At 66.1% G+C, this 24,662-nt stretch carries 9 protein-coding genes; 3 read left to right on the top strand and 6 right to left on the bottom strand.

All coding sequences use genetic code 11. The features are described from left to right. The first annotated feature begins 38 nt into the window (after positions 1 to 38). Complete coding sequence (locus ACFU4Z_RS33375) at positions 39 to 1,310, top strand: cytochrome P450 (protein WP_379071393.1); 1,272 nt, start codon at positions 39 to 41, stop codon at positions 1,308 to 1,310. Positions 1,311 to 1,331: 21 nt separating this feature from the next. Here ACFU4Z_RS33375 and ACFU4Z_RS33370 read toward each other — a convergent pair whose 3' ends face one another. Next, the gene (locus ACFU4Z_RS33370) at positions 1,332 to 2,588 is read right to left on the bottom strand and encodes a styrene monooxygenase/indole monooxygenase family protein (protein ID WP_379071390.1); all 1,257 of its coding nucleotides are present in this window, start codon (positions 2,586 to 2,588) and stop codon (positions 1,332 to 1,334) included. A 140-nt stretch (positions 2,589 to 2,728) separates the two neighbouring features. Here ACFU4Z_RS33370 and ACFU4Z_RS33365 point away from each other — a divergent pair, with 140 nt between their 5' ends. Next, entirely contained in the window at positions 2,729 to 5,320 is a 2,592-nt protein-coding gene (locus tag ACFU4Z_RS33365) for a LuxR C-terminal-related transcriptional regulator (protein WP_379071387.1), read from the top strand. Between the two features lie 105 nt (positions 5,321 to 5,425). Here the strand turns inward: ACFU4Z_RS33365 and ACFU4Z_RS33360 are convergent, their stop codons facing one another. The 5 genes from ACFU4Z_RS33360 to ACFU4Z_RS33340 all read right to left on the bottom strand — a co-directional run bounded on the left by ACFU4Z_RS33360 (position 5,426) and on the right by ACFU4Z_RS33340 (position 10,808). After that, positions 5,426 to 6,652, bottom strand: coding sequence for a cytochrome P450 (locus ACFU4Z_RS33360; protein WP_379071384.1), 1,227 nt, complete (start codon positions 6,650 to 6,652; stop codon positions 5,426 to 5,428). Between the two features lie 10 nt (positions 6,653 to 6,662). Continuing rightward, entirely contained in the window at positions 6,663 to 7,931 is a 1,269-nt protein-coding gene (locus ACFU4Z_RS33355; protein WP_379071381.1) for a cytochrome P450, read from the bottom strand. A 908-nt stretch (positions 7,932 to 8,839) separates the two neighbouring features. Then, the gene (locus ACFU4Z_RS33350; RefSeq protein WP_379071378.1) at positions 8,840 to 9,235 is read right to left on the bottom strand and encodes a DUF3224 domain-containing protein; all 396 of its coding nucleotides are present in this window, start codon (positions 9,233 to 9,235) and stop codon (positions 8,840 to 8,842) included. Positions 9,236 to 9,285: 50 nt separating this feature from the next. Further along, the gene (locus ACFU4Z_RS33345; protein WP_379071376.1) at positions 9,286 to 10,170 is read right to left on the bottom strand and encodes a virginiamycin B lyase; all 885 of its coding nucleotides are present in this window, start codon (positions 10,168 to 10,170) and stop codon (positions 9,286 to 9,288) included. Then, positions 10,167 to 10,808 carry a CatB-related O-acetyltransferase gene (locus ACFU4Z_RS33340; RefSeq protein ID WP_379071499.1) on the bottom strand — a complete coding sequence of 214 codons (642 nt, stop codon included), beginning with the start codon at positions 10,806 to 10,808 and terminating at the stop codon, positions 10,167 to 10,169. Before ACFU4Z_RS33340 ends, ACFU4Z_RS33345 begins: the two co-directional genes overlap by 4 nt. A gap of 625 nt (positions 10,809 to 11,433) precedes the next feature. On the opposite strand from ACFU4Z_RS33340, the gene ACFU4Z_RS33335 reads away from it, so the two are divergent. Continuing rightward, positions 11,434 to 24,624, top strand: a complete 13,191-nt coding sequence (locus ACFU4Z_RS33335) for an amino acid adenylation domain-containing protein (RefSeq protein WP_379071373.1) — start codon at positions 11,434 to 11,436, stop codon at positions 24,622 to 24,624. Positions 24,625 to 24,662: the final 38 nt, after the last annotated feature.

Raw genomic sequence — 24,662 nt, 5'->3', positions numbered from 1 at the left:
GTGCTCATGCGGCATCGCCAGCGTTCGGAGTGACGAATTTGACCACGCCCCAGCCCACTTCCCCATCGCGGACTTGCCCGGTTGCGCATCACACTTCGCCCGTCGGTACCGATGGCGACCTGGTTCCGCTGTATTCGCCGGAATTCGCCGCGGATCCGCACCGCTTCTACCGGGAGATGCGCCGCCGGTACGGTGCCGTCGCGCCGGTGGAACTCGCACCAGGAGTGCCCGCGACCCTGGTGATCGGATACCGCGACGCGGTGCGAATCCTCAATGATCCCGAACATTTCCCGGCCGACCCCCGTACCTGGCAGCAGACCATTTCCGCCGAATGCCCGGTGCTACCGATACTCGAGTGGCGGCCGAATGCGCTGCGCAGCGCCGGAGCGGAGCATGCCCGTTACCGCCAGGTCATCGCCGACAGCATCAACGGCGTCGACCTGCACGCGCTGCACGCCACCATGGAGGGAATAGCGATACCGCTGATCGATGCGTTCTGCGTGGCCGGTTCGGCCGATCTGATCAGTCAATACGCATTCCCGCTCGCCTTCGATGCGATCAATGCGATGCTGGGCTGCCCATCGGATATCGGACAGCGGGTCGCGAGTGCCACCGCCGCGATATTCGAGGGCAGCGATGCCGCGCGGGGCAACAGGATGTTGTCAGAGGCGTTGCGGGAGTTGATCACTCTCAAACGAGTCGAACCCGGCGACGACATCACCACGCGGCTACTTCAGCATCCGACCGAGCTCGACGAATCGGAATTGATCCATCAGCTTGTCATCCTCTACGGCGCGGGGATCGAGCCGCAGCAGAATCTGATTGCCAACACGCTGCTGCTGATGCTCATCGACACCCGGTTCGCCGGCGATGTCCTCGGTGGCAGTCTGTCGACGCGCGATGCCCTCGACGAGGTCTTGTTCACCGACCCACCCATGGCGAACTTTTGCGTCACTTATCCCCGGCAGCCGATTCTGCTCGACGACATCTGGCTGCCCGCCAACGAACCCGTGGTGGTCAGCATGTCCGCCTGCAACAACGACCCCGCGATCAGCGCAGGCGCACTGACCGGCAACCGCTCGCACCTGGCGTGGAGCGCCGGACCGCACGCGTGCCCTGCCAGATCCGCGGCATACCTGATCGCCCAGGCCGCCATCGACCAGCTCCTCGACGTCTTGCCCGACGTGCGGTTGGCCGTCCCCGCTGAGGAGTTGGCGTGGCGACCCGGCCCGTTCCATCGCGCTCTCACCGCCCTGCCCGTCGTTTTCCCCGGCTCCCCGCCGCAGCACGCGTCGTCCGCGGGGAGATAGTCGTGGTCCTCGACGACGCGGCTACGGGGCGGCAGCTCGGGAGTCTTGTTCGCCGCCAAGGTGTTCCGATTGCGCCACCCGTGAACCAGCCGTGAATCGGGACATATCCGACGGCCGGGCGAAGGTGTCGGCCAGGGCATCCGCCAGCGCGGGGTCATCCTGTGCGGCGACCATCAGCGCCTGCATCTCGGGGGGCGGGGCGAGCAACGCCATCGTCCAGCGTGCGGCGGGGTGAGCGATGTCGGCGAGCCAAGGCTGTGCTGTCGCTTCCATCCAGGCGCGGTCGTAGGGGCCGGCGGGGTCGCCCACAATTGCTTCGCTGTAACGGAAAGCGCAGTGGACAGCGTTGTTGGCGCCTTGCGCGCCGCCCGGGTCCATCCGGCACACGACATCACCGCCACCGAGCACCGGCATGCCGGAGGGCAGGGTGCCGACCGGCTGCCGCATCCTCGGCGCGACCGCGCCGACCAGAGTTGCCCCGCTGTCGGTCACTTCAGCAGCACGGTATCGATCGGCGAGTGCTGCAGGCAGATAGCGCTCGAGCAGCTGCGCGGCCTGCTGCCACCGCTCTGTGGCTGTGCCGTGCGGGTTGAACACGTCGATTTCGCCACCGGGCAGTGCCTCGAAAAGTAGTATTTCGCAGCATCTTTCCTGCCCTGGCGGTCCGGTAAGTGCCGGATAGGCGATCACCTCGCCGATTCCTGGCAGCGACACGTAGGTTCCCACGTTGTCCGGGTCCGGTGTCACCCCGTCGAGGTAGAGCACTGCCAGCCTGCGCTGTGGAGCGTTCGGAACGGTCCACGCGGGGTCAGTGGGGAAGCACGCGGCGAGTTCGGTTGATGCTCGGGTCACGATCGTCAGGTCGTAGTCCGCGCTCCGCCGGTCGAGTTCCGGCAGCGAGAGGTCGGTGATCTCCAGATCGCCACCGGCGGTGAGGAAGTCGGTGAGCCGGCGGGCGAATACAGTCCGCTGGTCGACGCTGCGAGCGGGGCGGCTCAAGCGCCCGGTCCAGCCCGCGACCACAGCGCGGTCGAGCGCGACCGCGAAGCGGATGCCCTCGATCTCGGGGGCTGTGGAATCCCACATGCCCAGGCCGGCTCGAGTTTCGAGGTCCAGTGTCCGAGGGAACTTGATCTGTGTACTCGTCACAGTCCCGGATAGGACCGCTTGGGCGCTGCGATCGGTCACCAGAGTGACCGATGTGCCGTTGTCGCGTAGCAATTGATGGGCAAGTGGTAGTCCGCATTCACCAGCACCGACTATCTGTACTCGTGGCACGTTGGGCTCCTTCCGGTCGGAATCGCTTGTCGATGGGGCAATGTTCGAGCGATAGGTAGGGGGTGCACATCGGTGGGTGCCGTGCAATGTCTTCCGAGGTGGCGCACGCCGTCGACACTCGGCGACTACGCTGCATCAATGTGTCTGTGCGACGGTCATCGAGCATTGGTGCGCTGCCAGCGGCTGCCAGTGATTTCGTCGGGCGAGAACGCGAGCTGGAAAAGATCGCGACGCTGCTGCTCGATTCAGCACGCCTGATCACGCTGATCGGTTCGGGTGGGATCGGTAAAACCCGCCTCGCCACCGAGGCCGTGCACCGCTATCACCGGGCTCGGCGGGTGCCGGTCTATTGGGTGCGGCTGGCCCGACTGACCAAGGGAGCCGACGCGACGGCGATCGAGGACGAGGCCGCGCAGGCGATCGTCGATGCCGACTTCTCCGGGCGCTCGGCGTGGGCCGCGCTGGTAGACACACTTACCCGCTCGGATGCTGTCGGCCGCAAGTGGCAGACGATTCTGGTGATGGACAATTGCGAGCACGTCCTGGACGGGGTCGGCGGATTGATCGCCGACCTGCTCGACGCGGTGCCCGGCCTGACTGTGCTGGCGACCAGCCGTGAGGCGATCGGCTGGGTCGACGAGCAACTGGTGCCTGTCGGTGCGCTGCCCAGGGAGCAGGCGCTGACATTGTTCCGCAAACGAGCGGAGCTGACCGGTCACGCCATCAGGGATGACCAACTCGCGCTTGCGGATTCGATCTGCCGTCATATGCACAACCATCCGCTCTACATCCGGCTGGCCGCGGGCAGGCTGCTGCGCCAACCGCTGCCGACGATCCTGCGCGATCTCAGCGGAGAGGTGACCGATCGACGGCTGCGATGGTCCCACGGTCCTCGAGTCGGCGCCGATGAGCGGCATCAGGGTATTCGCGATGTCATCGCCTGGTCGTTCGATCTGTGCCGAGACGAGGAACGTCTGCTCTTCGAGCGGATGTCGGTGTTCGCCGCGGGCTATGACGTCGATCCGGACGACGAAGGCGGCGCGTCCGCTCTCGATGTGGGCGCCGAGCGAGAGGCAATCGAGGAAGTCTGCGCCGACCTCGACATCGTGGTGAGCGGCGCTCAGGTACACATCGCGAGGGACGAGGTCGAGGATCTGCTGGAGCGTCTGGTCGATCAGTCGCTGGTCTCGGTCCACCTGACGCCGACCGCAGTACGTTATTCGTTGGTGGAGAGTTTCCGGGTGTTCGCTCAGCAACGACTGCGCGAGCGGTCGCAGGGCGCGGAGTGGGTACGGCTGACCGGCCGACATCGTCGCTACTACCGGGACAGGGTCGCCCGAGCGCAGGCCGAGTGGTTCGGCCCGTCGGAGCAGGATCTGCTGGACTGGGCACGCGCGGAATGGGACAACTTGCTCTGCGCAATCGACAGCAGCCTCGAGATACCCGGCGAAGCCGCGATCGGTCTGGAGATCGCTATCGGACTGATCGCCCTGCGTGTTCCGTTCTTCCGAGGCTCGCTGCGTGAGTCCCGCCGCTGGGCCGAGCGCACGCTGGCGGCCACTCGCGACCTCGATCCGCAGCCTGTCGAGCTCCAGATTTCGGCAATGGCTTTGATCGGCTGGATCAGCATGTGCCAGGGCGTACACGACGACGCCGAACGGATGCTCGATGACTGTGTCGCCGCCTGTATCGAGGACCCGGAAGTCAGGGAAAACTGGCGGAACACTCCCGAGCGCGATCTCGATCTTCCCGCGCCGGTGGAGTTCACGCGAGGTGGCGAGCTGCTGCTGGTGCAGTGTGACCCGCGCGCGGTGGCGGTACTGGGACACGCGCGCGAGAAGTTCACCGCCCGAGGCGATCTCGGCGGTGCGGCGATGAGTGAGTTGTTCGAAGCGCTGGCGGCAGGCTTTTGCGGCACCGCAGACCAGGCTATGGACATCGCGCGACGACATCTCGACAACGCCACCGCGTCGGGTGCGGTCTGGGCGAAGTCCTGGGCTGAACTGGCGTGGGCGCTTGCACTGACCAAACATGGTGATCCGCGGGAAGCACTGATGGTAGGGCGTACCGCACTTGCCGATCAGCTCTCGATGCGTGATCAATGGGGTGTCATCTGGGCGGTGCATATTCGGACGTGGACGCTGGCACGAATGCTCGAGGACGCCGAGTCGGCGAACGGCGCCGCATCGGATCGGATCGGATGGGCAGCGGAAATCGCGCAGCTCATCGGTGGGGCATCTACAGTGCGGCAGCGGTTGGGGGTGAACATCGCGAACTTGGGGCCCTTCGATGTCGAGACCGCCAAGGCGATCGAAATAGCCCGTGAGGTGCTCGGGCACAAGGACTTTGCCGCTGCCGAGCGCGAGGGCTCGATGCTGCGCCCTGAACACGACGAGGTAGCCCGGCTGGCATTGGGGACTTTGTCGTTGGACAAGTTGACGGTGGATCATCCGGTCCGGCAAAAGCGCCGGTCGCCATGGCACGAGCTGTCGACCGCCGAGCAGGAGGTCGCCAGGTTCGCCGCGGCAGGCTGGACCAATACCGCGATCGCCGCCCGTCGCGGGAGTTCGTTCAAAACGGTGGACGCCCAGATGGTCGCGATCTTCCAGAAGTTGATGATCACCTCCCGTTCCGACATCGTCGGGCTAGTTCCCGCCGACCAGCGCGCCGAGGTAGCACGGGCAGCCGCGCGTCGACCGGCGGATCAGCGGCAGCGCAAACATCGGCCGTGAGAAGGCGTTTGCAGGCTTCGGCTTGCGCGCCTCATACCTGCGAAGCGATGAGACACTGCGCAGAACTCCCTGCGCAGGTCTCATTCGATGACTGCGTGATGTCGGCTATGCGCCCGTCAGGAACACTGGCAGTTTTCCGTGTCCGTTCGAGATGAAGCTGTTCACCGTGCCCAATTCCGCCGGATCCGCGGCCAAACGCAGGTTCGGGAAACGTTCGAAGAAGGCGGGCAGCGCGACGGTGGCTTCCAACCGGGCAAGCGGGGCGCCCAAGCAGTGGTGGGCACCGTAGCCGAAAGCCAAGTGCTCCTTGGAGGCTCGGGTGATGTCAAAGGTGTCCGCGGTGTCACCGTGCAACTTCGGGTGACGGTTTGCACCGGCGTAGGAGGCAAGGATCGCGTCACCCTTGGAGATATGGACGTCGTCGATGTCGATGTCGTCCACGGCGTATCGCAGCGGCAGGTGCGCTACCGGCGCCTCGAACCGCAATGATTCCTCGACGACGTCCGACCAAGCCGCCCGGCCCTCTACTACCGCGGCGAGCTGCTCGGGGTTGGTCAGCAGCGCGAAGATGGCCTGGTCGAGCAGATTGACCGTCGTCTCGTGACCAGCGCTGATGACCAGGAGCAGCGTGTCGATGAGTTCCTGCTCGGTGAGCCGCGAGCCGTCCTCCTCGTCCACGTGCGAGATCAGCAGGCTCGTCATATCGTCGCCGGGTTCGCTGCGACGGAACTCGACCAGCTCGCCGAGAATCTGGTACATCTCCAGGTAATTGGCGTGCGACTCCTCCGGGCCGAGAGAGGTGTCGAAGATTCCGTCGACACACGCGCGCAGGCCGTCGTTGAGCGACTCCGGAACTCCCATCAGCTCGCTGATGACCTGGATCGGCAGCGGATAGGCGAAACTCTCACGCAGATCGACCGCCTCACCTGCGGGGGTCTGTTCGAGCTTGTCCAGCAGGTTCGCGGTTATGCGGTCGATGAGCGGGCGCATCGCTTTGGTGCGGCGATCGGTGAACGCGGGTGCGACCAGTTTGCGCAATCGCTTATGGTCGGGGCCGTACGCGGTGAACATGTTGTTCGCCACCACCCACAGAAGAAGCGACCAATCCTCCGGCACTTCACCATTGATGAGCGCAGGCCAATGCTGTCTGGCGTCCTTGGACACTCTCTTGTCAACGAGCAGGCGCATGAGTAACTCGGGATCAGTAACCGACCATGCTGTGACACCGCCGGGCAGCTCAACCAAGACAGCAGGTCCAAGTGCTCGAAGGTCCGCGGACTCCCTTTGGATGTCAGTCCCTGTCGGGTTGAGGACGATCAATTGTTGGTCCATCGTTATCTCCTTAGAACACTGGCAACGGTGGTGATGCGGGGAAGAAGACGGGCAGCGAGGCCAGTGCCCGGTGGAAGGGTCCTGGTCGCCACGCCAGGTCTTCGACGGCGGCAGCCAGTTGCAGTTCAGGGAGCGCGTCGAGCAGTTGGTCGATGGCTTCCTGCACGATCAGGTACGCGACGGACTTCGCAGGGCAGGCGTGCGGCCCGAGACCCCACGCCAGATGTGAGCGATTATCGGTGTATTCACCACTGCCGATTGCGGGGTCGTTGTTGCAGCCGGCCATGCTGATAACGACGGGCTGGTTGGCCGGCAGCCACACTCCATCGATCAGGATCGGCTGACGCGGGTAGGACACGCAGTAGTTCGCCAGCGGCGGGTCGGTGAACAGGACCTCGTCGAGGGCGTCGCGAGTGGACCGCGTGCCACCGTGCACACTGTCCGCGAACCGGTCGTCGGTCATCATCAGCAGCAGCGTGTTGACGATCAAATTCAGCTGTGGCTCGATGCCCGCGCCGTACAGGGTGACCAGTTGGTGGATCATTTCCTCGTCATCGAGCGCGGCTGGATCCTCGATCAGCCGCGTGGCGAGGTCGGCACCGGGTTCATCTCGCTTGAGCCTGACCAATTCCAGCAGGCCTTCGGTGAGCATCGCATTGCCCTCGGCCGCGTTGATGCCCTCGAAGATCGCGGCCATGCCGGTGGCGACCTTGCGCCCGATCTCTGGTGTGCAGCCGAGGATCGTATTGAGGACTTCGAAGACGAGGGGATATGTGTACTGCCTGATCAGATCAGCTGCGCCGTCCTCGCAGAACGTGTTGACCAACCGGATGGCGTGCTTCTCTACAATGGTGTGGAGTGCGTGGCCATCAATCTCGGCGATGCCCGCCGTGTTCGCCTGCCGGTAGCGCTGATGTTCGAGGCCAGCGTTGCGCAGCGCGTTCGGCCGCCATCCCAGCATCGGCAGAATCGGGCACTCACTTGGCACATTCTTCTGCCAGCCACGCGGATCGGCGGGGAAGTGATCCGGATCGTTGAGAATCCTCAGGGCGGTGTGATATCCGATCACCAGGGTGGCTGGGATGCCCGGCGACAGTTCTATCGGCACCAGGGAGCCGAACTCCTCGCGCATCTCGCGGTAGGCGCGATGTGGATCTCTTGCGAACTCTTCGGAATACAGGGAGATGCGGGGTCCACGGGCATCGAGTGGTGATCCGTGCACAACCGGGCAGCCGCTGCCTGATGGCTGCAACGCTTCCGGCGGCTGAGGGTGAGTCACAGGCACTCCGAACGATTGAAGTAGGTGAGGAAAGGACCAGGCGAACTGGTGGGCGCCACCGATTCTGGTGAGGAATTGCTTCGGTGGAGATCTGCCTGTTCGACGGACACGGTGCCGATGACCCGGGTGCATGTACTGCGGTGGCGGTGGCCCGAACCGCGAGTCTGTTGCTGCCTGATGTCGGCAACCGGAAATGCGTGGTGACCGCGCCGCGCATCGTGGAATCGGACGAGCAGATCGCGGTCGCGACTGTCACGTTTTCCTCCCCTGTAGCTCGAAGTGTGTCTAACAGGTTGGGCCAGAGCATATTTCGAGCACGGCGCTCGATGATACCTGCCGACCCGAGGAAGCGCAGGTTGACGGATATGGCCGGAGGCCGCTGAGCCGAACAATTACAGCGCACAAAACGATGAGCGGAGCTAGGTCCTGGTGTTCGAGTCACAGTGGCCGGTGTCGGTTGTTCTCGCTACGGCGACCGGCCGTTGAATGCCATTCCGGCAAGAACGCCGAGCGCGAGGAACTGCGGGCGTGCCTGCGCGAATGCGCATATCGCGGTACACATGGTCGGTTGACCGGTAAACCTCGTCAGGTGTCGCGGAGAGCGTGGCGACGACCTCCGGTGCCGGATCCAGCACGTGACGTTGGCTAGCCACTGCCGGGGTGCTCTCTTGACCTGCGTGCGACGATCATGCGCAAGCACCGGTGTCGGCCCCTCAGAGGTTGCGCCTCGCGCCGCAGGCCGGGCCGACGACTGCGGGGATACCACGGCACCTGCAATGCGAAGCCGCACCGGATGCGCCGCCTTCATCATCAACGGCACCGAGCGCGCGCAGCGGCGAGGCGTGCGCCTACCAATCTTTTGCCCATCGGCGAGGTATGGAAACGCACTGGGGGTGGCCCGAACACCTTCACAGAGTGTATTCGAGTGTGAGGATCTCTCGTTGTGCCTCTTCGGCGCGGCCGGAGATGGCGGTGAGTTCACCCGTCCCCGAGCCTGGGACGATAGTGCCGAATGTGCGTTGGGTGGCGCCCTCGGCCAAGCCGCCGTGCTGGATGACGAAAGTGCCGCGGCGTCCGTCCAAGGTTCCCTCGACGCGCTCGCTGGCGACATATCCGGCGCCATCGTGGCCTTGTGCGGTGAGCACGTCGACCACACCGGCGCCGTCGATCACCCCGCGGTAGCGCTTGTGGATGCGGACCCGGGTCAGCGTGGGGCCCTCGGCGGGTTCGTCGTAGACGGTCTCGTCGAATTCGGTGATCTCGAAATGTGCGTCGATAGTGTGGGTTTGCTGTTGATCGTCCATCGGTGGTTCCGGGTCTGCGGTCCAGATCCCTTGTCTTCCTTTCAATTTCGTTAGGCTGCGAGGCGTGCGAGGGTGCCGATTTCCAATGCTGCCCATATCGCGCCGTCCGGGCCCTTGGTGATGCCGTGGGGTTCTGCCCGGGCGGTCGGCAGCTCGTGTGTGGTGATTACGCCGTCGATGGTGATGGCGCTGATGCGGTTGGCGCCCCACTCGGTGAACCAGAGGGTGCCGTCGTCACCGGCTGTGATGGCGTGCGGTCGGGCGGCTCGGTCGGGCAGCGGGAATTCGGTGATCACACCGTCGGTGTCGATGCGGCCGATCTGGCCTGCGCCGATCTCGACGAACCATATTGCGCCGTCCGGTCCGGCGGTGACGCCGACCGGTGCCGCGGCTTCGGTCGGTAGTGGGTACAGGGAGATGGCCGGGTTCGTGCCCACGGATATGCGGCCGATCGCGTTGCCGGCGTTCAGGGTGAACCACAGTGCGCCATCGGCACCGGCGGCAATCGCGGCGGGAAACATGCCCAGGGTGGGGAGCGGGAACTCGGTCACCTGGCCTTGCGGAGTGATCCTGCCGACCCTGTCGGAATTGGTCTGGGTGAACCACAGGGCACCGTCGGGTCCTGCGGCGATGCCGAACGGCCCGCACTCGGCCGTGGGCAGCGCGAACTCCCGCACCGAGCCGTCTGTAGTGATCCGGCCGATCCTGTGGGCCCGGTTTTCGGTGAACCACAACGCATCGTCAGGTCCGACGGCGATGATCGTCGGGCCGCAGTCCGGGTCGAGTTGGTGGATTGTGGGCTGCCGGCCAGGAATCAGTCGCCCGATCCGGCCGCTGTGGACCAGCGTGTACCACAGTGCGCCATCGGGGCCTGTGACGATGGCGTACGGACCCTCGTCGGCGCCGGATACCGGATTTTCTTCGACGGTCGTCATCGGCCGCTCGCTCCACGATGCTCGGAGGCGATGCGTTCGATGTCGGCCGGGGCGCCGGCCATGATCGTGCGGGCGTGCTCGGTGACCAGCTCGACCGGCCAATCCCACCAGGCCGCATGCAGCAAGCGGTCGACGTCGGCAGGGTCGAAACGACGGCGGATCGGCGTCGCCGGATTACCACCAACGATGGTGTAGGGCGGAACGTCCGCGGTGACCAGCGCACCGGCCGCGATAATCGCACCGTCACCGATACGCACCCCGGGTAGCACGGTCGCGCCGTGACCGAACCACACATCGTTGCCGACGACGGTGTCACCCCGGCTGGGCATCCCGGTGACAATATCCAGAGTCTGCTCGGCCCACCGGCCGCCGAACATCGTGAATGGGAACGTCGAGACGCCCATCGTCGGATGTTCCGCCCCTGCCATCAGGAACCGGGTTCCCGCCGCGATGGCGCAGTACTTGCCGATGATCAGCCGTTCCGGCCCGAAGGCGTAGAGCACGTTGCGCTGCTCGAAACCGGTCGCACCGTTGGGATCGTCGTAGTAGGTGTAGTCCCCCACAACGATTTTCGGCGAGCTGATCAGCGGCCTGAGGAACACCACGCGGTCATGAGCGGGCAGTGGGTGCACGGTCATCGGATCGGGCGACAAACCAAAAGTCCTTTCCTGATACCGCCGGAGAGCAGCGGCCCAGCAATTATGCATGCGCCGCAGGTGCAGGGCGGCATCGAGCCGGCTCGGTAACTCTCAGCCCAACCGCAGCCGCCCGGACCACTACAACCTGGGAGCACCAGGGACGGCACACAAATGTTCGGAGGCTCGAACAGCCGAGAAGCTCGAGAAAATGCAGGAGCAGGTCGGGCACGCGCATGCGGCGACGACCGCGATCAGCCGGCTGCGGGATCTGATGGCCGATCAGTAGATGTTCCAGACCTTAACCTGGTGCTGCTGGCCGAAAGCGGCATTACCTTTGTCGCGAGAACAGGTCTATCGGCTGGTGACCCAGCTGCCGCAACGGCTCAGCAGTCGCTACGCCCCATTTCGAGCGACCTGCAAGCGCCCGCCAGCGCCTCATTTCGAGCCATGGCAAGCGGTCGCCATCGCCAGTGTTTGTCAATACCCTTTCGGCGCGCTCGGCAACGGTTCAGACTGAACTTGCCGTCGCGTGTGTGCAGCGGCGAGTACTACCCCACCGGTAGCTACACCGACGGTCGGATGCACGCCGAACCCAGCGCCGATTCGTCAGGACACAGGTCTGCTTATGCATGAGCCATCCGCGCCATACGCTGTCACCGGTAGCACCGCGCCCGACGGCGCGTTCCCGCTCTCGGCCGCCCAGCGCGGTATCTGGTTCGCCCAGCACATTGCGGGCGACACTCCCATCTCGATCGCGCAATATGTCGAACTGATCGGCCCGCTCGATCTCGATACATTGGCCGACGCCGCCCGCCGGACCGGGCGCGAATTCGGCACCGGCTACCTCCGTCTGCTCGACGTCGACGGTCAGCCGTTCCAGTTCGTCGACACTACGCTCGACGATGACCTGGTCATCATCGATTTCCGCGGCAAATCCGATCCAGAGGCCGCCGCGCACGCCTGGATGCGCGCGGAGTATTCGGCGCCGCTGGATCTGTTGCGAGACCGGCTGGTCGCGGTGACCATGCTGCAACTCGCCGATGATCGCTGGTTCTGGTACTCGCGCATGCACCACATCGTGCTGGACGGCATGGGCGCGCTAGCCCTGGTGCAACGCACCGGCGAGCTCTACAATGCGGCCGTCGAGGGTCGGGAGGCGCCCGCCGGCAAGGCCGAACCATTGCAGAAGATCGTCGACGCCGATCTGGCCTACCGCAGCTCGGACCGTTTCGAAGCCGACCGCGAATATTGGCGCGGCCATCTCGCCGGGATGGCCGACCCGGTGAATCTCGCGGGCCGCGATGCCGAGGTCGACGCGCATCCGAACCGTGTTTCGGGCGCGCTGCCCGCGACCACGACAGAGTTGCTCGACACCGTCGCGAAGGCGGCCTCCTCGGGCGCCGCGCCGACGGTCGTCGCCGCGTTCGGCGCCTATCTCGCCGCGATGACCGGTGCCCCCGAGGTGATCTTGAGCCTGCCTGTCTCGGCGCGCACGACGGCGTCGCTGCGCCGCTCCGGCGGCATGGTCGCCAATGTCGTCCCGCTCCGCCTTACTCTGGATCCGACCACCACGGTCGGTGACGTGATCCGGGCCGCACAGAGTGAACTGACCGGTGCGCTCCGGCGGCAGCGCTACCGGCAGGAGGATATCGTCCGCGATCTCGGCTGGGCGATGGATGAGGCCGCATCGTTCGGTCCGGCCGTGAACTTGATGATGGTGGACACCAGGATTCAGCTCGGCTCGGTCACCGGACGACTGCACGTGCTGACCTCCGGGCTGATCGATGATCTGTTCGTCAACCTGTATCCCGGCGTGGGCGGTGAGAGCACCCATATCGATCTGCAGGGCAACGGAAACCTCTACAGCAATACTGAATTGGCAGCGCACCACACCCGGTTCCTGTTGTTCCTGCATCGTTTCCTCGCCGCCGGACCGGATGCGCCGCTCTCCACCGTGCAGGTCGTATCCGAGGACGAACGCATCCAGCTGGTACCGGCGCAGGGACCGACGGGCGTACTCCCACACACACTTCCCGAAATACTCAGCGCCGGTGCGGCAATCAACCCGGGCGCCATGGCATTGCAGTGGGGTGATACCAGCCGCACATACCGCGAGCTCGACGAATATTCGAACCGGCTTGCCAGGGTACTGATCGTCGCGGGCGCCGGACCGGAACGGACCGTGGCGATTTCGATCCCGCGCTCGGCCGAGTCCGTGCTGGCGATGCTCGCGGTGGCGAAAACAGGTGCGGCATTCGTGCCGATCGACCCGACCTATCCCGCAGACCGGATCGAGCACATGGTGGGCGACAGCGGTGTCGTCATCGGCTTGACTGTGTTGGAGGCGCGAAAGTCGTTGCCGGAGTCGGTGAACTGGCTGCTCATCGACGACGAGACGATCGGCGGGACGATAGCCGCGCAGGAGGCGGCGCCGGTCACCGATGCCGACCGGCGCTCACCCATATACCTGGACCAAATCGCGTACATCATCTACACCTCTGGGTCGACGGGTCTGCCCAAGGGCGTGCTGGTGTCGCATCGAGGACTGGCGAACCTGGTCGCGAGTTCCGGCGGCGGGTTCGGCGTCGATGCCGATTCCATTGTGGCACATGCTGTGTCGCCGAGCTTCGACATCTCCGTCGAGGAAATTCTCGTCACGCTCGCGGCGGGTGCGACGCTCGCTGTGGTGCCACCGGCGGCGTATGCGGGCGAGGAGCTGGCAGCGGTCCTGCGCGCACAACGGGTCACCCATCTCAATGTGACGCCGACAGTCGTCGGCTCGCTCGACCCGGCAACACTGCCGGACCTGCGCACGATCGTCGTCGGCGGTGACGCGTGCCCGCCCGAACTGGTGGCGAAATGGTCCGATCGCACCCTGCTGAACGGCTACGGGCCTACCGAAACCACCGTCACCGTGACCCTGAGCGGCCCCATGACCCCTGGTGGTCCGGTCACGATCGGCAGCCTCGTCCGCGGCGTCAGCGCCGTCGTGCTCGACCCCTGGCTGCGCCCGGTTGCCACGGGCGCCGTCGGTGAGCTGTACCTCGCGGGCACGGGGGTAGCGCGCGGGTATCACCAGCGCAACGGGCTGACCGCAAGTCGATTCGTCGCGAACCCGTATGCGCCTGGTGCGCGGATGTACCGCACCGGCGATCTCGTGCGCTGGACCGCGAGCAATGAGCTGGAGTACCAGGGCCGCAGCGACTTCCAGGTGAAGGTGCGCGGCTTCCGCATCGAGCTCGGCGAAATCGACGCCGCGCTGCAACGACACCCGGACGTCGACTTCGCACTCACCATCGGCGCCGAAACCGGTACCGGTGTCACCGCGCTGGTGTCGTACGTGCTGTCCAAGCCCGGGGGCGAGGTGCACCCCGAGGCGCTCAAAGCGGCTGCCGGGGAGACACTTCCGGCTTACATGGTGCCCGCCGTCGTCATGATGCTGGACAGCATCCCGCTGACGCCCCTCGGCAAGGTGGATCGAAAGGCATTGCCCGCACCAGATTTCAGCGCCAGAACCATTCTGAGCAGGCCGCCGTCTACGCCGCGTGAAGCGGCGCTTGCCGCATTGTTCGCCGAGGTGCTCGGACTGGATGCGGTCGGCGTCGACGAGAGCTTCTTCGCGCTCGGCGGCGACAGCATCGTTTCCATCCAGTTGGTGGCCAGGGCGAAGGCCGCGGGGATTCGCATCAGCGCGCGGGATGTGTTCGAGCGCAAGACCGTTGCCGCGCTGGCGGCGGTCGCCACTGACGTGAACACCCACGTGGTGCATGAACTGCCCGGTGGCGGTATCGGTTCCGTAGAGTTGACGCCCGCGGCGCACGCGATACTGGACCAAGGCGATACCTGGCGTCGGGTCGGCCGTGCGGCGTTGATCGCGCTGCCCACGGGCTTCGAGCAGGCTCGGCTCGGCGCTGCCGTGCAGGCATTGATTGATCACCACGATCTGCTGCGCTCCTCGCTGCGACGCGCGGATTCCGGCTGGGAATGGGTTGTCGCCGAACATGGTTCGATCAATGCCGATACCCTGCTGCACGCGGTGTCGGCTGGTTCCGAAGACGTGGACGCGATCTGTGCACAGGAACTGCGGCGCGCCCGCGACCTGCTCGATCCGGAGAACGGTGTCGTCGCGCGCTTCGTACTGATCGAACGGGTGGACGCCGATCCACTGTGCTGGCTTGTGCTGCACCAGTTGGTGATCGATGACGCCTCCTGCCACATCCTGCTCACGGATCTGGCCACCTCGGCTGCGGGCGATCCGCTCGAACCGGTCGGAACCTCGTTCCGGCGCTGGGCGCACGGCCAGCTCGAACAGGCGCCCGAACGCGGTACTGAACTGCCTGTCTGGCAACAGATCCTGTCCACGCCGGACTCGCCGATCGGGTCCGGCACCCTCGATCCAGCCGAGGACATCGCGTCGACCGGCGCGAGCTCGCGGACCGTCATCCCGCCGGACGTGGTGGCGGCCGTACTCACCACGACACCAGATCGATTCCATTGCAGCGGCGACGATGTGCTGATCGCTGGGCTCGCCATGGCGGTAAGTCGTTGGCGCGACCGGAAATCCACTGTGCTGACATTGACCGGCAACGGTCGCGCGGCCGCGACCCTGCCCGGCGCTGATATCGCACGCACCGTAGGCCGGTTCGCGAGCGCGTATCCAGCGGCCCTCGACCTCGACGGCATCGACCTCGACGACGCGTTCGCCGGCGGCGCCGCGGCAGGCACCGCGATCAAGACCACGAAAGAGCAGTTGCGGGCGCTGCCGGACCGGGGAGTCGGCTTCGGCATCCTGCGGTATCTGAACGCCGACGGCATCGTCGCGCTCGCCGACGCGCCCACTCCGCAGATCACCTTCACCTATCACGACCGGACGGCGTCGGTGCACGGCGAAACCTGTCCGACGCAGAGCTTCTCGGCACTCATCGATGATCTTGCGCCGCTGGCCGCTGTCGTCGACATCGACGCCACCCTGACCGACACCGGCCTGGAGGTGAGCTGGGGCTATGCTTCCCGCCTGCTCGGCGCCGCCGACATCGGCGAGCTCGCCGCACTCTGGGCGGACGCATTGGGCGCAATCGCCGGCCATATCCGGTCGGCCGAGGCGGGCGGCCACACGCCGTCCGACTTCGACCTCGTCCCGGTGACCCAGCCCCAGATCGACAACTGGGAGCGGACCTACCCGAACCTCATCGACGTCTGGCCGCTCTCGCCGCTGCAATACGGCATGTTCTTCCACGCGCTATACGACTCCGACACCGCGGACGGTTACACGGTGCAGTCACTGCTCACGCTGGCAGGCACCGTCGATGCCGCCCGATTGCGCACCGCGGCAAAGACATTGGTGGCACGGCAGGAGAACCTGCGGGTCGCGTTCGCGGAGACCGACGACGGTCCCCGCCAGCTCGTCCTGGGCGACGTCGAAATCCCTTGGCAGGAGGTCGATCTGACCGGCATCGCCGACGTGGAGGCACGCGGGCGCGAACTCGACCGCATGCTCGCGCTCGACGCGCGGACCCGCTTCGAGCTCGCCCGTCCCCCGTTGCTGCGCTGCACGCTCATCCGGATCACGCCCGACGAATACCGTTTGGTGCTCACCAACCACCACATCGTGCTGGACGGCTGGTCCGGGCCGCTGCTGGTGCGCGAATTGCTGGCACTGTACGTCACTTCGGGCGACGACAGCGCGCTCCCGCCGGTGCACTCCTATCGCCGATTCCTGGGCTGGCTGGGTGAACAGGACGACGCCGCGTCGATAGCGGCGTGGCGGCAATCCCTGGCCGGCATCGATACCGCGACCCGGGCGATACCGACGCTGGCCGATATCGAATCGACCGAGACCGGCACGATCTCCGTCGACCTGTCTCGCGATACGGTCGCCCGATTGGAGACGGCCGCACGCGAATCCGGCGCGACGGTCAACACCATGGTGCAGGCGGGCTGGGCGATGCTGCTGGCCATGCTCACCGGCCGCACCGATGTGGTCTTCGGCGGGACGGTCTCGGGCCGGCCGCCAGAGCTGGCAGGTGTCGAAGAGATGATCGGGCTGTTCATCAATACGCTGCCGGTGCGTGTACACCTCGATCCCACCGAGAATGTGACCGACCTGCTCGCCCGCGTGCAGTCCGAGCAGGCACGGCTGATGGACCATCAGCATGTCGGGCTGGCCGCCATCCATCAGGCCATCGGCCTCGCCGAATTGTTCGACACACTCACCGTATTCGAGTCGTTCCCGATCGACCGCGAAGCGTTGTCGCAAGCACTCGACATCGCGGGCATGCGGGTACTCGACGTCGACACCACCGACGCCACGCCATATCCGTTGAGCCTCATCGTCATTCCCCTGCGCGGTAGTGACGGACAGGACACGCTGCGAATCACTCTGAAGTTCATGGCAGACCAGCTGGAAACAGCTGCGGCGCAACCCTTCCTGAATCGCTTCGTCAGACTGCTCACGCAGCTCGCCGAGAACCCGAACGCCCTGGTTTCGCAGCTGCAGTACTGCGACGACACCGAACGCGCCGCGCTGCTTCCGGTGCGCGGACCCGCGTCGGTGCCACTGCGCACCCTGCCCGAAATCCTCGCCGCCGGCGCGGCTATCGACAGGGACGCCATCGCGGTCAGCGCGGGCGAACTCACCATGTCCTACGGCGAACTGGACGCCTGGTCCAACCGCTTCGCCCGGATACTACTCGGCCGCGGTGTAGGCCGTGAGATCTTCGTCATCCTGGCCCTCACCCGGTCGCTCGAGTCCGTGGTGGCGCTGTGGGCGCTGGCCAAGACGGGTGCGGCCTTCGCGCCGCTGGATCCCAACTATCCGGTGGAACGGATCGAGCACATGCTCAGCGATTCGAAGGCGCCGATCGGGGTGACGGTCACCGCGACCGGTGAGACGCTGCCCGGCAGTATCGACTGGCTGCTGCTCGACGACCTCAACACCATTCGCCGGGTCATGATGGTCTCCGATGCCCCCATCACCGATGAGGAGCGCGGCGGACCGATCGATATCGACCAGACCGCCTATTTGATCTACACCTCGGGCTCCACCGGCAAGCCGAAGGCCGTACTGCTCAGCCATCGTGGTGTGGCGAATCTGGTCACCTCCCAGCAGGAGACCCTCGCGCTCGACCACACCGCACGGACCTTGCAGGTGGCCTCGCCGAGCTTCGACGCCTCGGTGTTCGAACTACTGACGGCGCATGGGATGGGCGGCAGGCTTATCGTCTCACCGCCCGACGTCTACGGCGGCACCGAATTGGAGCGGCTGCTGCGCACGGAACGGGTCACGCACGCCGTGATCACACCGTCCGCGCTGGCCACCATGGATGCGACGGACCTCGAGCACCTGCGCGTGCTCGCGGTCGCGGGTGAGGCCGCGACACCGGAGTTGATCGAGCGTTGGTCGGCGGGGCGCCGGATGGTGAATCTCTACGGTCCGACAGAATTCAGCATCTGGGCGAGCGGGCCCGGCGAACTCGTCGCGGACGAACCGATCACGATGGGCGGGCCGATTCGCGGCGCCGCGAATATGGTGCTCGACAGCTGGCTGCGCGCGGTACCAGTGGGCGTGCCGGGTGAGCTGTACCTGGCGGGTCCCGCGCTCGCACGTGGCTACTTCAACCGGTTCGAGATGACCGCGGGGCGTTTCGTCGCCAACCCGCACGGCGAACCCGGTGAGCGGATGTACCGGACCGGGGACATGGTGCGCTGGGTCCTCGGGCACGACTCCGGATATGAGTTGGAGTACCTGGGCCGCAGCGACTTCCAGGTCAAGATTCGCGGACTGCGGATCGAACTCGGCGAGATCGACGCGGTGTTGTCCCGGGACGTGGAGGTCGAATACGCGGTCACGATCGGCCGCGCCGGACCGGCGGGCGCGACGGTGCTGGTGTCCTATGTCCTGCCCCCCGAGGGCGTGCGGCTCGATACCGAACGGCTGCGTGCGCAGGTGGCCGCGGAGCTGCCCGGGTACATGGTGCCCGGCTACCTCATCGTGTTGGACTCCATCCCGCTCACCCCGGTCGGCAAGCTGGACCGCAAAGCCCTTCCGATCCCGGACTTCTCGGATACCGGGCGGCCGTATCTCGCCCCGCGCACGGCCGTCGAGCAAGCCGTCGCCGAGGTATTCGCCGAGGTGCTCGGCACTGCGCGGGTGAGTGTCGATCAATCGTTCTTCGAACTCGGGGGAAATTCGCTCAGCGCCACAAAGGTTGTCGCCCGGGTCAATTCGGCCCTGGGGTCGACCATCGCGCTGCGCGACCTGTTCGACGCGCCTACCGTCGCACAGCTGTCCGCACGCGTCGTCCCGGCCACCGACGACAAACCGGGACGCTTCGCGCTCGCCCGGCGGATCCGGCCGGACCGAGTTCCGTTGTCTCCCGCGCAACAACGGATGTGGGTGCTCAACCGGATGGATCCGACCTCGCCGGCGTACAACATCGCCGTCGCGCTGCGGCTCACCGGAGACCTCGATGTCGACGCCATGCGGCTGGCATTGGCCGATGTCGTCGATCGACACGAAAGTCTGCGCACCCTCTATCCGGTGGATGCGGAGGGGCCACGCCAGGTGGTGATCGGCACCGCGACGGCCGCGCCGCCGATGCCGCTGATCGACACCGAAGACGGTGCGCCGCTGCGGGATCGGATCAATGATCTGGCCGGCACGGGATTTGACCTCGTGACGGAACCGCCGCTGCGTGTCGGGCTGTTGCGGCTCGACGGTTCCGCTCCGGTTCATATCGTGGTGCTGGTGGTGCATCACATCAGCGCCGACGGCGCGTCGATGGCGCCGCTCGCCGCCGATCTGGTTGCCGCGTATTCCGAGCGCGCCACCGGCGCCGACACCACCCGTGTCCCGCTCGCCGTCCAGTACGCCGATTTCGCGCTCTGGCATCGGGAACTGCTCGGCAGCGAATCCGATCCGGAATCGACCGCCGCACAGCAGATTCGATTCTGGACCGACTCACTCACCGGTGCGCCGGACGTGCTGGAATTGCCGGCCGACCGGCCACGCCCGGCCGTGCAGACAATGCGCAGCACCGAATTCGAATTCCATATCGAAGCCGAAATGCACCGGGCCCTGATCGAATTCGCTGCCGCACACAATGTCAGCCTGTTCATGGTGGTGCACGCCGCGCTCGCGGTGCTGCTGGCCCGGCTCGCAGGCACCGACGATGTCGTCATCGGCACCCCGATCGCGGGCCGCGGCGAGGAGGCGCTCGACGAACTCGTCGGCATGTTCGTCAATACGCTCGCGCTGCGCACCCCGGTCGACCCGGGTGGCGCATTCGCCGAGTTTCTCACCGCGGTGCGGTCGGCGGATCTGGACGCGTTCGCCAACTCCGATGTCCCCTTCGAGCGGCTGGTCCAGGTTTTGAACCCGAGCCGGTCCACCGCGCATCACCCGCTGTTCCAGGTGTCGCTGTCGCTGCAGAACTTCGCCGAGCCGGTGCTGGAGCTGCCCGGATTGCGCTTCGAAGTAGAGGACTTCGACCGTGACGCATCGCAATTCGATCTGATGCTGGACCTGCGTGAACGTTTCACCGACACCGGACCGGCCGGGCTGGACGGTGTGCTGACCTACGCGACGGACCTCTTCGACGTGGCGACGGTCGCATCGTTCGCGACCCGGTGGCGGCGGGTGCTCACGGCGGTCCTGGCGCAGTCCGATGTGTGCCTGACTGATATCGACATCCTCGACGATGCCGAGCGCGCGGCGCTCGTTCCGGTGCGTGGTCCCGAAACCAGTGGCACGACAACGCTTCCGCAACTCCTCGCCGACTCTGTCGCGCGGTATCCGGAGCATCCCGCGCTGGTCGTCGATGGAAAGACCACGACCTACCGAGAACTCGATATGCACGCCAACCGACTGGCACGGCTGCTGCTCGAGGCGGGCGCCGGCGCGGAAACGGTGGTTGCGCTCGGCCTGCCCCGGTCCGCCGAACTGCTCACCGGGATGTGGGCCGCCGCCAAGATCGGGGCGGCCTTCCTGCCCGTCGACCCGAAGCATCCGGTGGACCGCATCGATCACATGCTCACCGATTCCGGTGCCCGCGTCGGCCTCACCATCGGCGCTTATCGCCCGACACTGCCCGACAGCACGCACTGGCTAGTCCTCGACGACCTCGCCTTCGTCGAACGCTGGTGTCACGCGGGTGGTCGAGGACTGCGCGACCAGGAACTGCCGAGCCCGATCCGGCCGGACAGTCCGGCATGGATGATCTACACCTCCGGGTCGACCGGAACGCCCAAGGGCGTCACCGTTTCCCACCGCGGCATCGCCGATCTCGTGGCGGCACAACGCGAGTTGCTCGGGATGGATGCGACGTCGCGGGTATTGCAGGTGGCCTCGCCGAGTTTCGACGCGTCGGTATTCGAGGCGCTGATGGCGTTCGGGTCCGGCGGCGCCTCGGTGGTCGCACCGCCCGAGGTATTCGGCGGCAGCGCGCTGGCCGAGTTGATCGACGCCGAACAAGTCACCCACATGGTGATCACCCCGTCGGCGCTGGCCACCATCGATCCCGCCGAGGTGTCGAGCGTGCGGGTGCTGGCGGTGGCAGGCGAGGCCGTCGGCGCCGAACTCGTCGACCGGTGGGCCGCGGATCGGACGATGATCAACCTGTACGGTCCGACCGAATTCACCATCTGGGCAACGGCTTCCACGCCACTTGTCGTTGGCGAGTCGGTCGCTATCGGCAAGCCCGTCCGCGGCGCATCCGCCCTGGTGCTCGACGATCGGTTGCGTCCGGTGCCCGTCGGCGTCGCGGGCGAACTCTACCTCGCCGGGCCCGCCCTGGCGCGCGGTTATCACGCCCGGCCGAGCTTGACCGCCGCCCGCTTCATTGCGAATCCCTTCGGCGGACCGGGCGAGTCCATGTACCGCACCGGCGATCTGGTCCGCTGGACGCGCACGGTGTCGGGGCTGGAGCTGGAGTACCTCGGCCGCACCGATTTTCAGGTCAAGGTGCGCGGACAGCGCATCGAGCTCGGCGAGATCGACGCCGTGCTCGGTCGCGCCGAGGGCGTCGATTTCGCGGTGACGCTGGGCGTACCCGGCCCCGCCGGATCGACCGCGCTGGCGGCATATCTGGTGCGCGCCTCCGACGTCGAACTCGACCTCGCGCAAGTGCGTGCCGTCGCGGCAGACACCTTGCCCGCGTATATGGTTCCGGCCGCCTTCGTCGTCCTGGACTCGATCCCGCTCAACGCCGTCGGCAAACTCGACCGCAAGGCCCTGCCCGCGCCGGAATTCACCACCGATCGCACCGAATACCGGGCGCCGTCGACCCCGACCGAGGAGACATTCGCGCAGATCTTCGCCGAGCTGCTCGGTATCGACAAGGTCGGCGCCGATGATTCGTTCTTCGCGCTCGGCGGTGACAGCATCCTGGCGATCCAGCTGGTGTCGCGGGCGAAACAGCAGGGCCTCAATTGCACGCCGCTGCAGGTTTTCGAGCACCGCACCGTTGCCGCGTTGGCCGCGGCGACCGATGCCGCGGGCACCGTGGTGACGCTCGACGAACTGCCCGGCGGTGGCACCGGCGATATGCCGTTGCCGCCGATCGTGCACTACATGCTCGAGCGTGGCGGCAACTACAACCGATTCGCCCAGACCGCCGTGTTGGAACTTCCGCTGGGCATCGACCGGGGCCGAATCGTGGCGACCCTGGCGGCCGTCCTCGACCGACACGACATTCTGCGTGCCCGGCTGACGCAGGCCGAGGACGGCGAATGGCGGCTGCTGGTAAGCGAACCGGGCTCCGTCGAGGTAGACACGCTGCTGCATCGCATCGAATTCGACGCGGCCGCCGACTCTGTCGACCTGCGTGAGTTCGCGGTGACCGTCTTGGATTCCGCGGCGAACCGGCTGGACCCGGCGAACGGAATTGTGCTGCAGTTCATCTGGCTCGACCCGATCGGCGATGCCGGAGCCAGAGCGCGGCCGGGTCGGCTGATCGTACTCGCGCACCACCTGGTGATCGACGGCGTCTCGTGGCGCGTCCTGGTACCGGATCTGGTCGCCGCCTGGGCACAGGTGTCCGTCGGCAACAGCCCGGTGCTCGCCGAGACGGGCACCTCGATGCGACGGTGGGCGTACGCGCTCGCCGAGGAATCCCGCACGGATCGACGGGTTTCCGAACTCGGATACTGGCAGGGCGTGCTCGAGGGCCCGGATCCGCTGATCGGTGCCCGTGAGCTGGACTCGGCGATCGATCAGGCACACACGTTGCGCATGATCGACCGCCAGGTATCCGCGGAAGTCACCAACACACTGCTCACCACGCTCCCTGGCCTCTTCCAGGGCGGCGTCAACGACGCCTTGCTCACCACGCTGGCGCTCGCGCTGGTGCGCTGGCGGGCACGCCGGAGTATCGCCGAGGCGACCGCGCTGGTGCGGCTGGAAGGCCATGGCAGACAAGAGGAAGTGGTCCCCGGCGCTGACCTTTCCAGGACGCTGGGCTGGTTTACCAGCATCTATCCGGTGCGATTGAACCTCGATGGAATCGATGTCGACAATGCGCTCGCCGCCGGCCCGGCCATGGGCATGGCGATCCGTGCGGTGAAACATCAACTGCTCGCGGTGCCGGACAAGGGCATCGGGTTCGGTCTGCTGCGCTATCTCAATCCCGATACGGCAGCGCAACTTCCGCGGCGGCTGCCCGGTCGAATCAGCTTCAATTACCTGGGCCGGTACTCCGCCGGCGCCGGCCCGGCTGGGCTGGAGGGCCTCGGCTGGCTGCCGACCGACGAGTTCGGCGAACTCAACGCGGCCGAAAGCCCGGACGTGCCACTGCAGTCCGCGATCGATGTGAACGCGGTGGTCGTCGGTGACCGGCTGGAAGCAAGTTTCGGCTTCCCCGAAGCACTGCTGCATCACGACGATGTGACCGAGCTGGCCGACCTCTGGGTCGAGGCGCTCGGTGCGGCCGCGGAATTCGCCCGTACGCCGGCCGCGCAGGCCGCCGCCGACGAGGAGGCCGTGACCATCGCCGCGCAAGTAGCTGCGGCCGAGATCACCACCGCTCCAACGGGACTCGGACTGGATGTGCTGTTGCCGATCCGGCTCGGCGGCACCGAACCCGCGTTGTTCTGCATCCACCCGTCGTCCGGAATCTCCTGGACCTACCTGGGATTCGCGGACGCACTGCAGCCGGGACGACCGATCTACGGACTGCAAGCACCGGATCTCGGTGGCCACGAACCACCGGTGCGTTCGATCGAGGAGTTCGCCGACCGGTACATCCGCGAGATGCGCGCGGTACAGCCGACCGGGCCGTACCACCTGCTCGGTTGGTCGTTCGGTGGGCTCATCGCACACGCGATCGCGACCAAACTTCAGCAGGCCGGTGACACCGTCGGTGTCGTCGCACTACTCGACGCCGATACCACCGATATCGATGGCGACAGCATCGAGCGGCTCACCGCGGGCGGCTTCGTCAACGCCTTCGGCTCGGTCTTCGGTATCGACGACGTGCCGGCCGACGCCACCGCTGAAGCCGCCGCCGAGCTGATTCGCGAACGGCTGGGCGGTGTTTCGCTCATCGACGCGGACACCATCGAGCGGATGGCCGGATCGTTCAACGCATCGGCGCAGACCAGAACCGGCTACCAGCGCCCGGTATTCGACGGCGACGTCGTGTATTTCAGCGCAACCGTCGACGCCTCCGACATCTTCGGCCCCGGCGGCTGGCGGCCCTATGTGACCGGCCATATCACCAACCACGACATCGAGGTCACGCACCTCGAGCTGACCGGACCACATGCGTTGCCCATCATCGCGCGCGTGCTCGACGCAGAATATCTGGGAGCAAACCGATGAGTCGTTCGGCGCCGTAACGGCCTTGCGCGGCGTCGATT

Origin of the sequence: Nocardia sp. NPDC057440, from assembly GCF_042802915.1 — a bacterium.
GTDB lineage: Bacteria > Actinomycetota > Actinomycetes > Mycobacteriales > Mycobacteriaceae > Nocardia.
The sequence above is the reverse complement of the archived record's forward strand: the minus strand, read 5'-3'. Positions and strand labels throughout refer to the sequence as shown.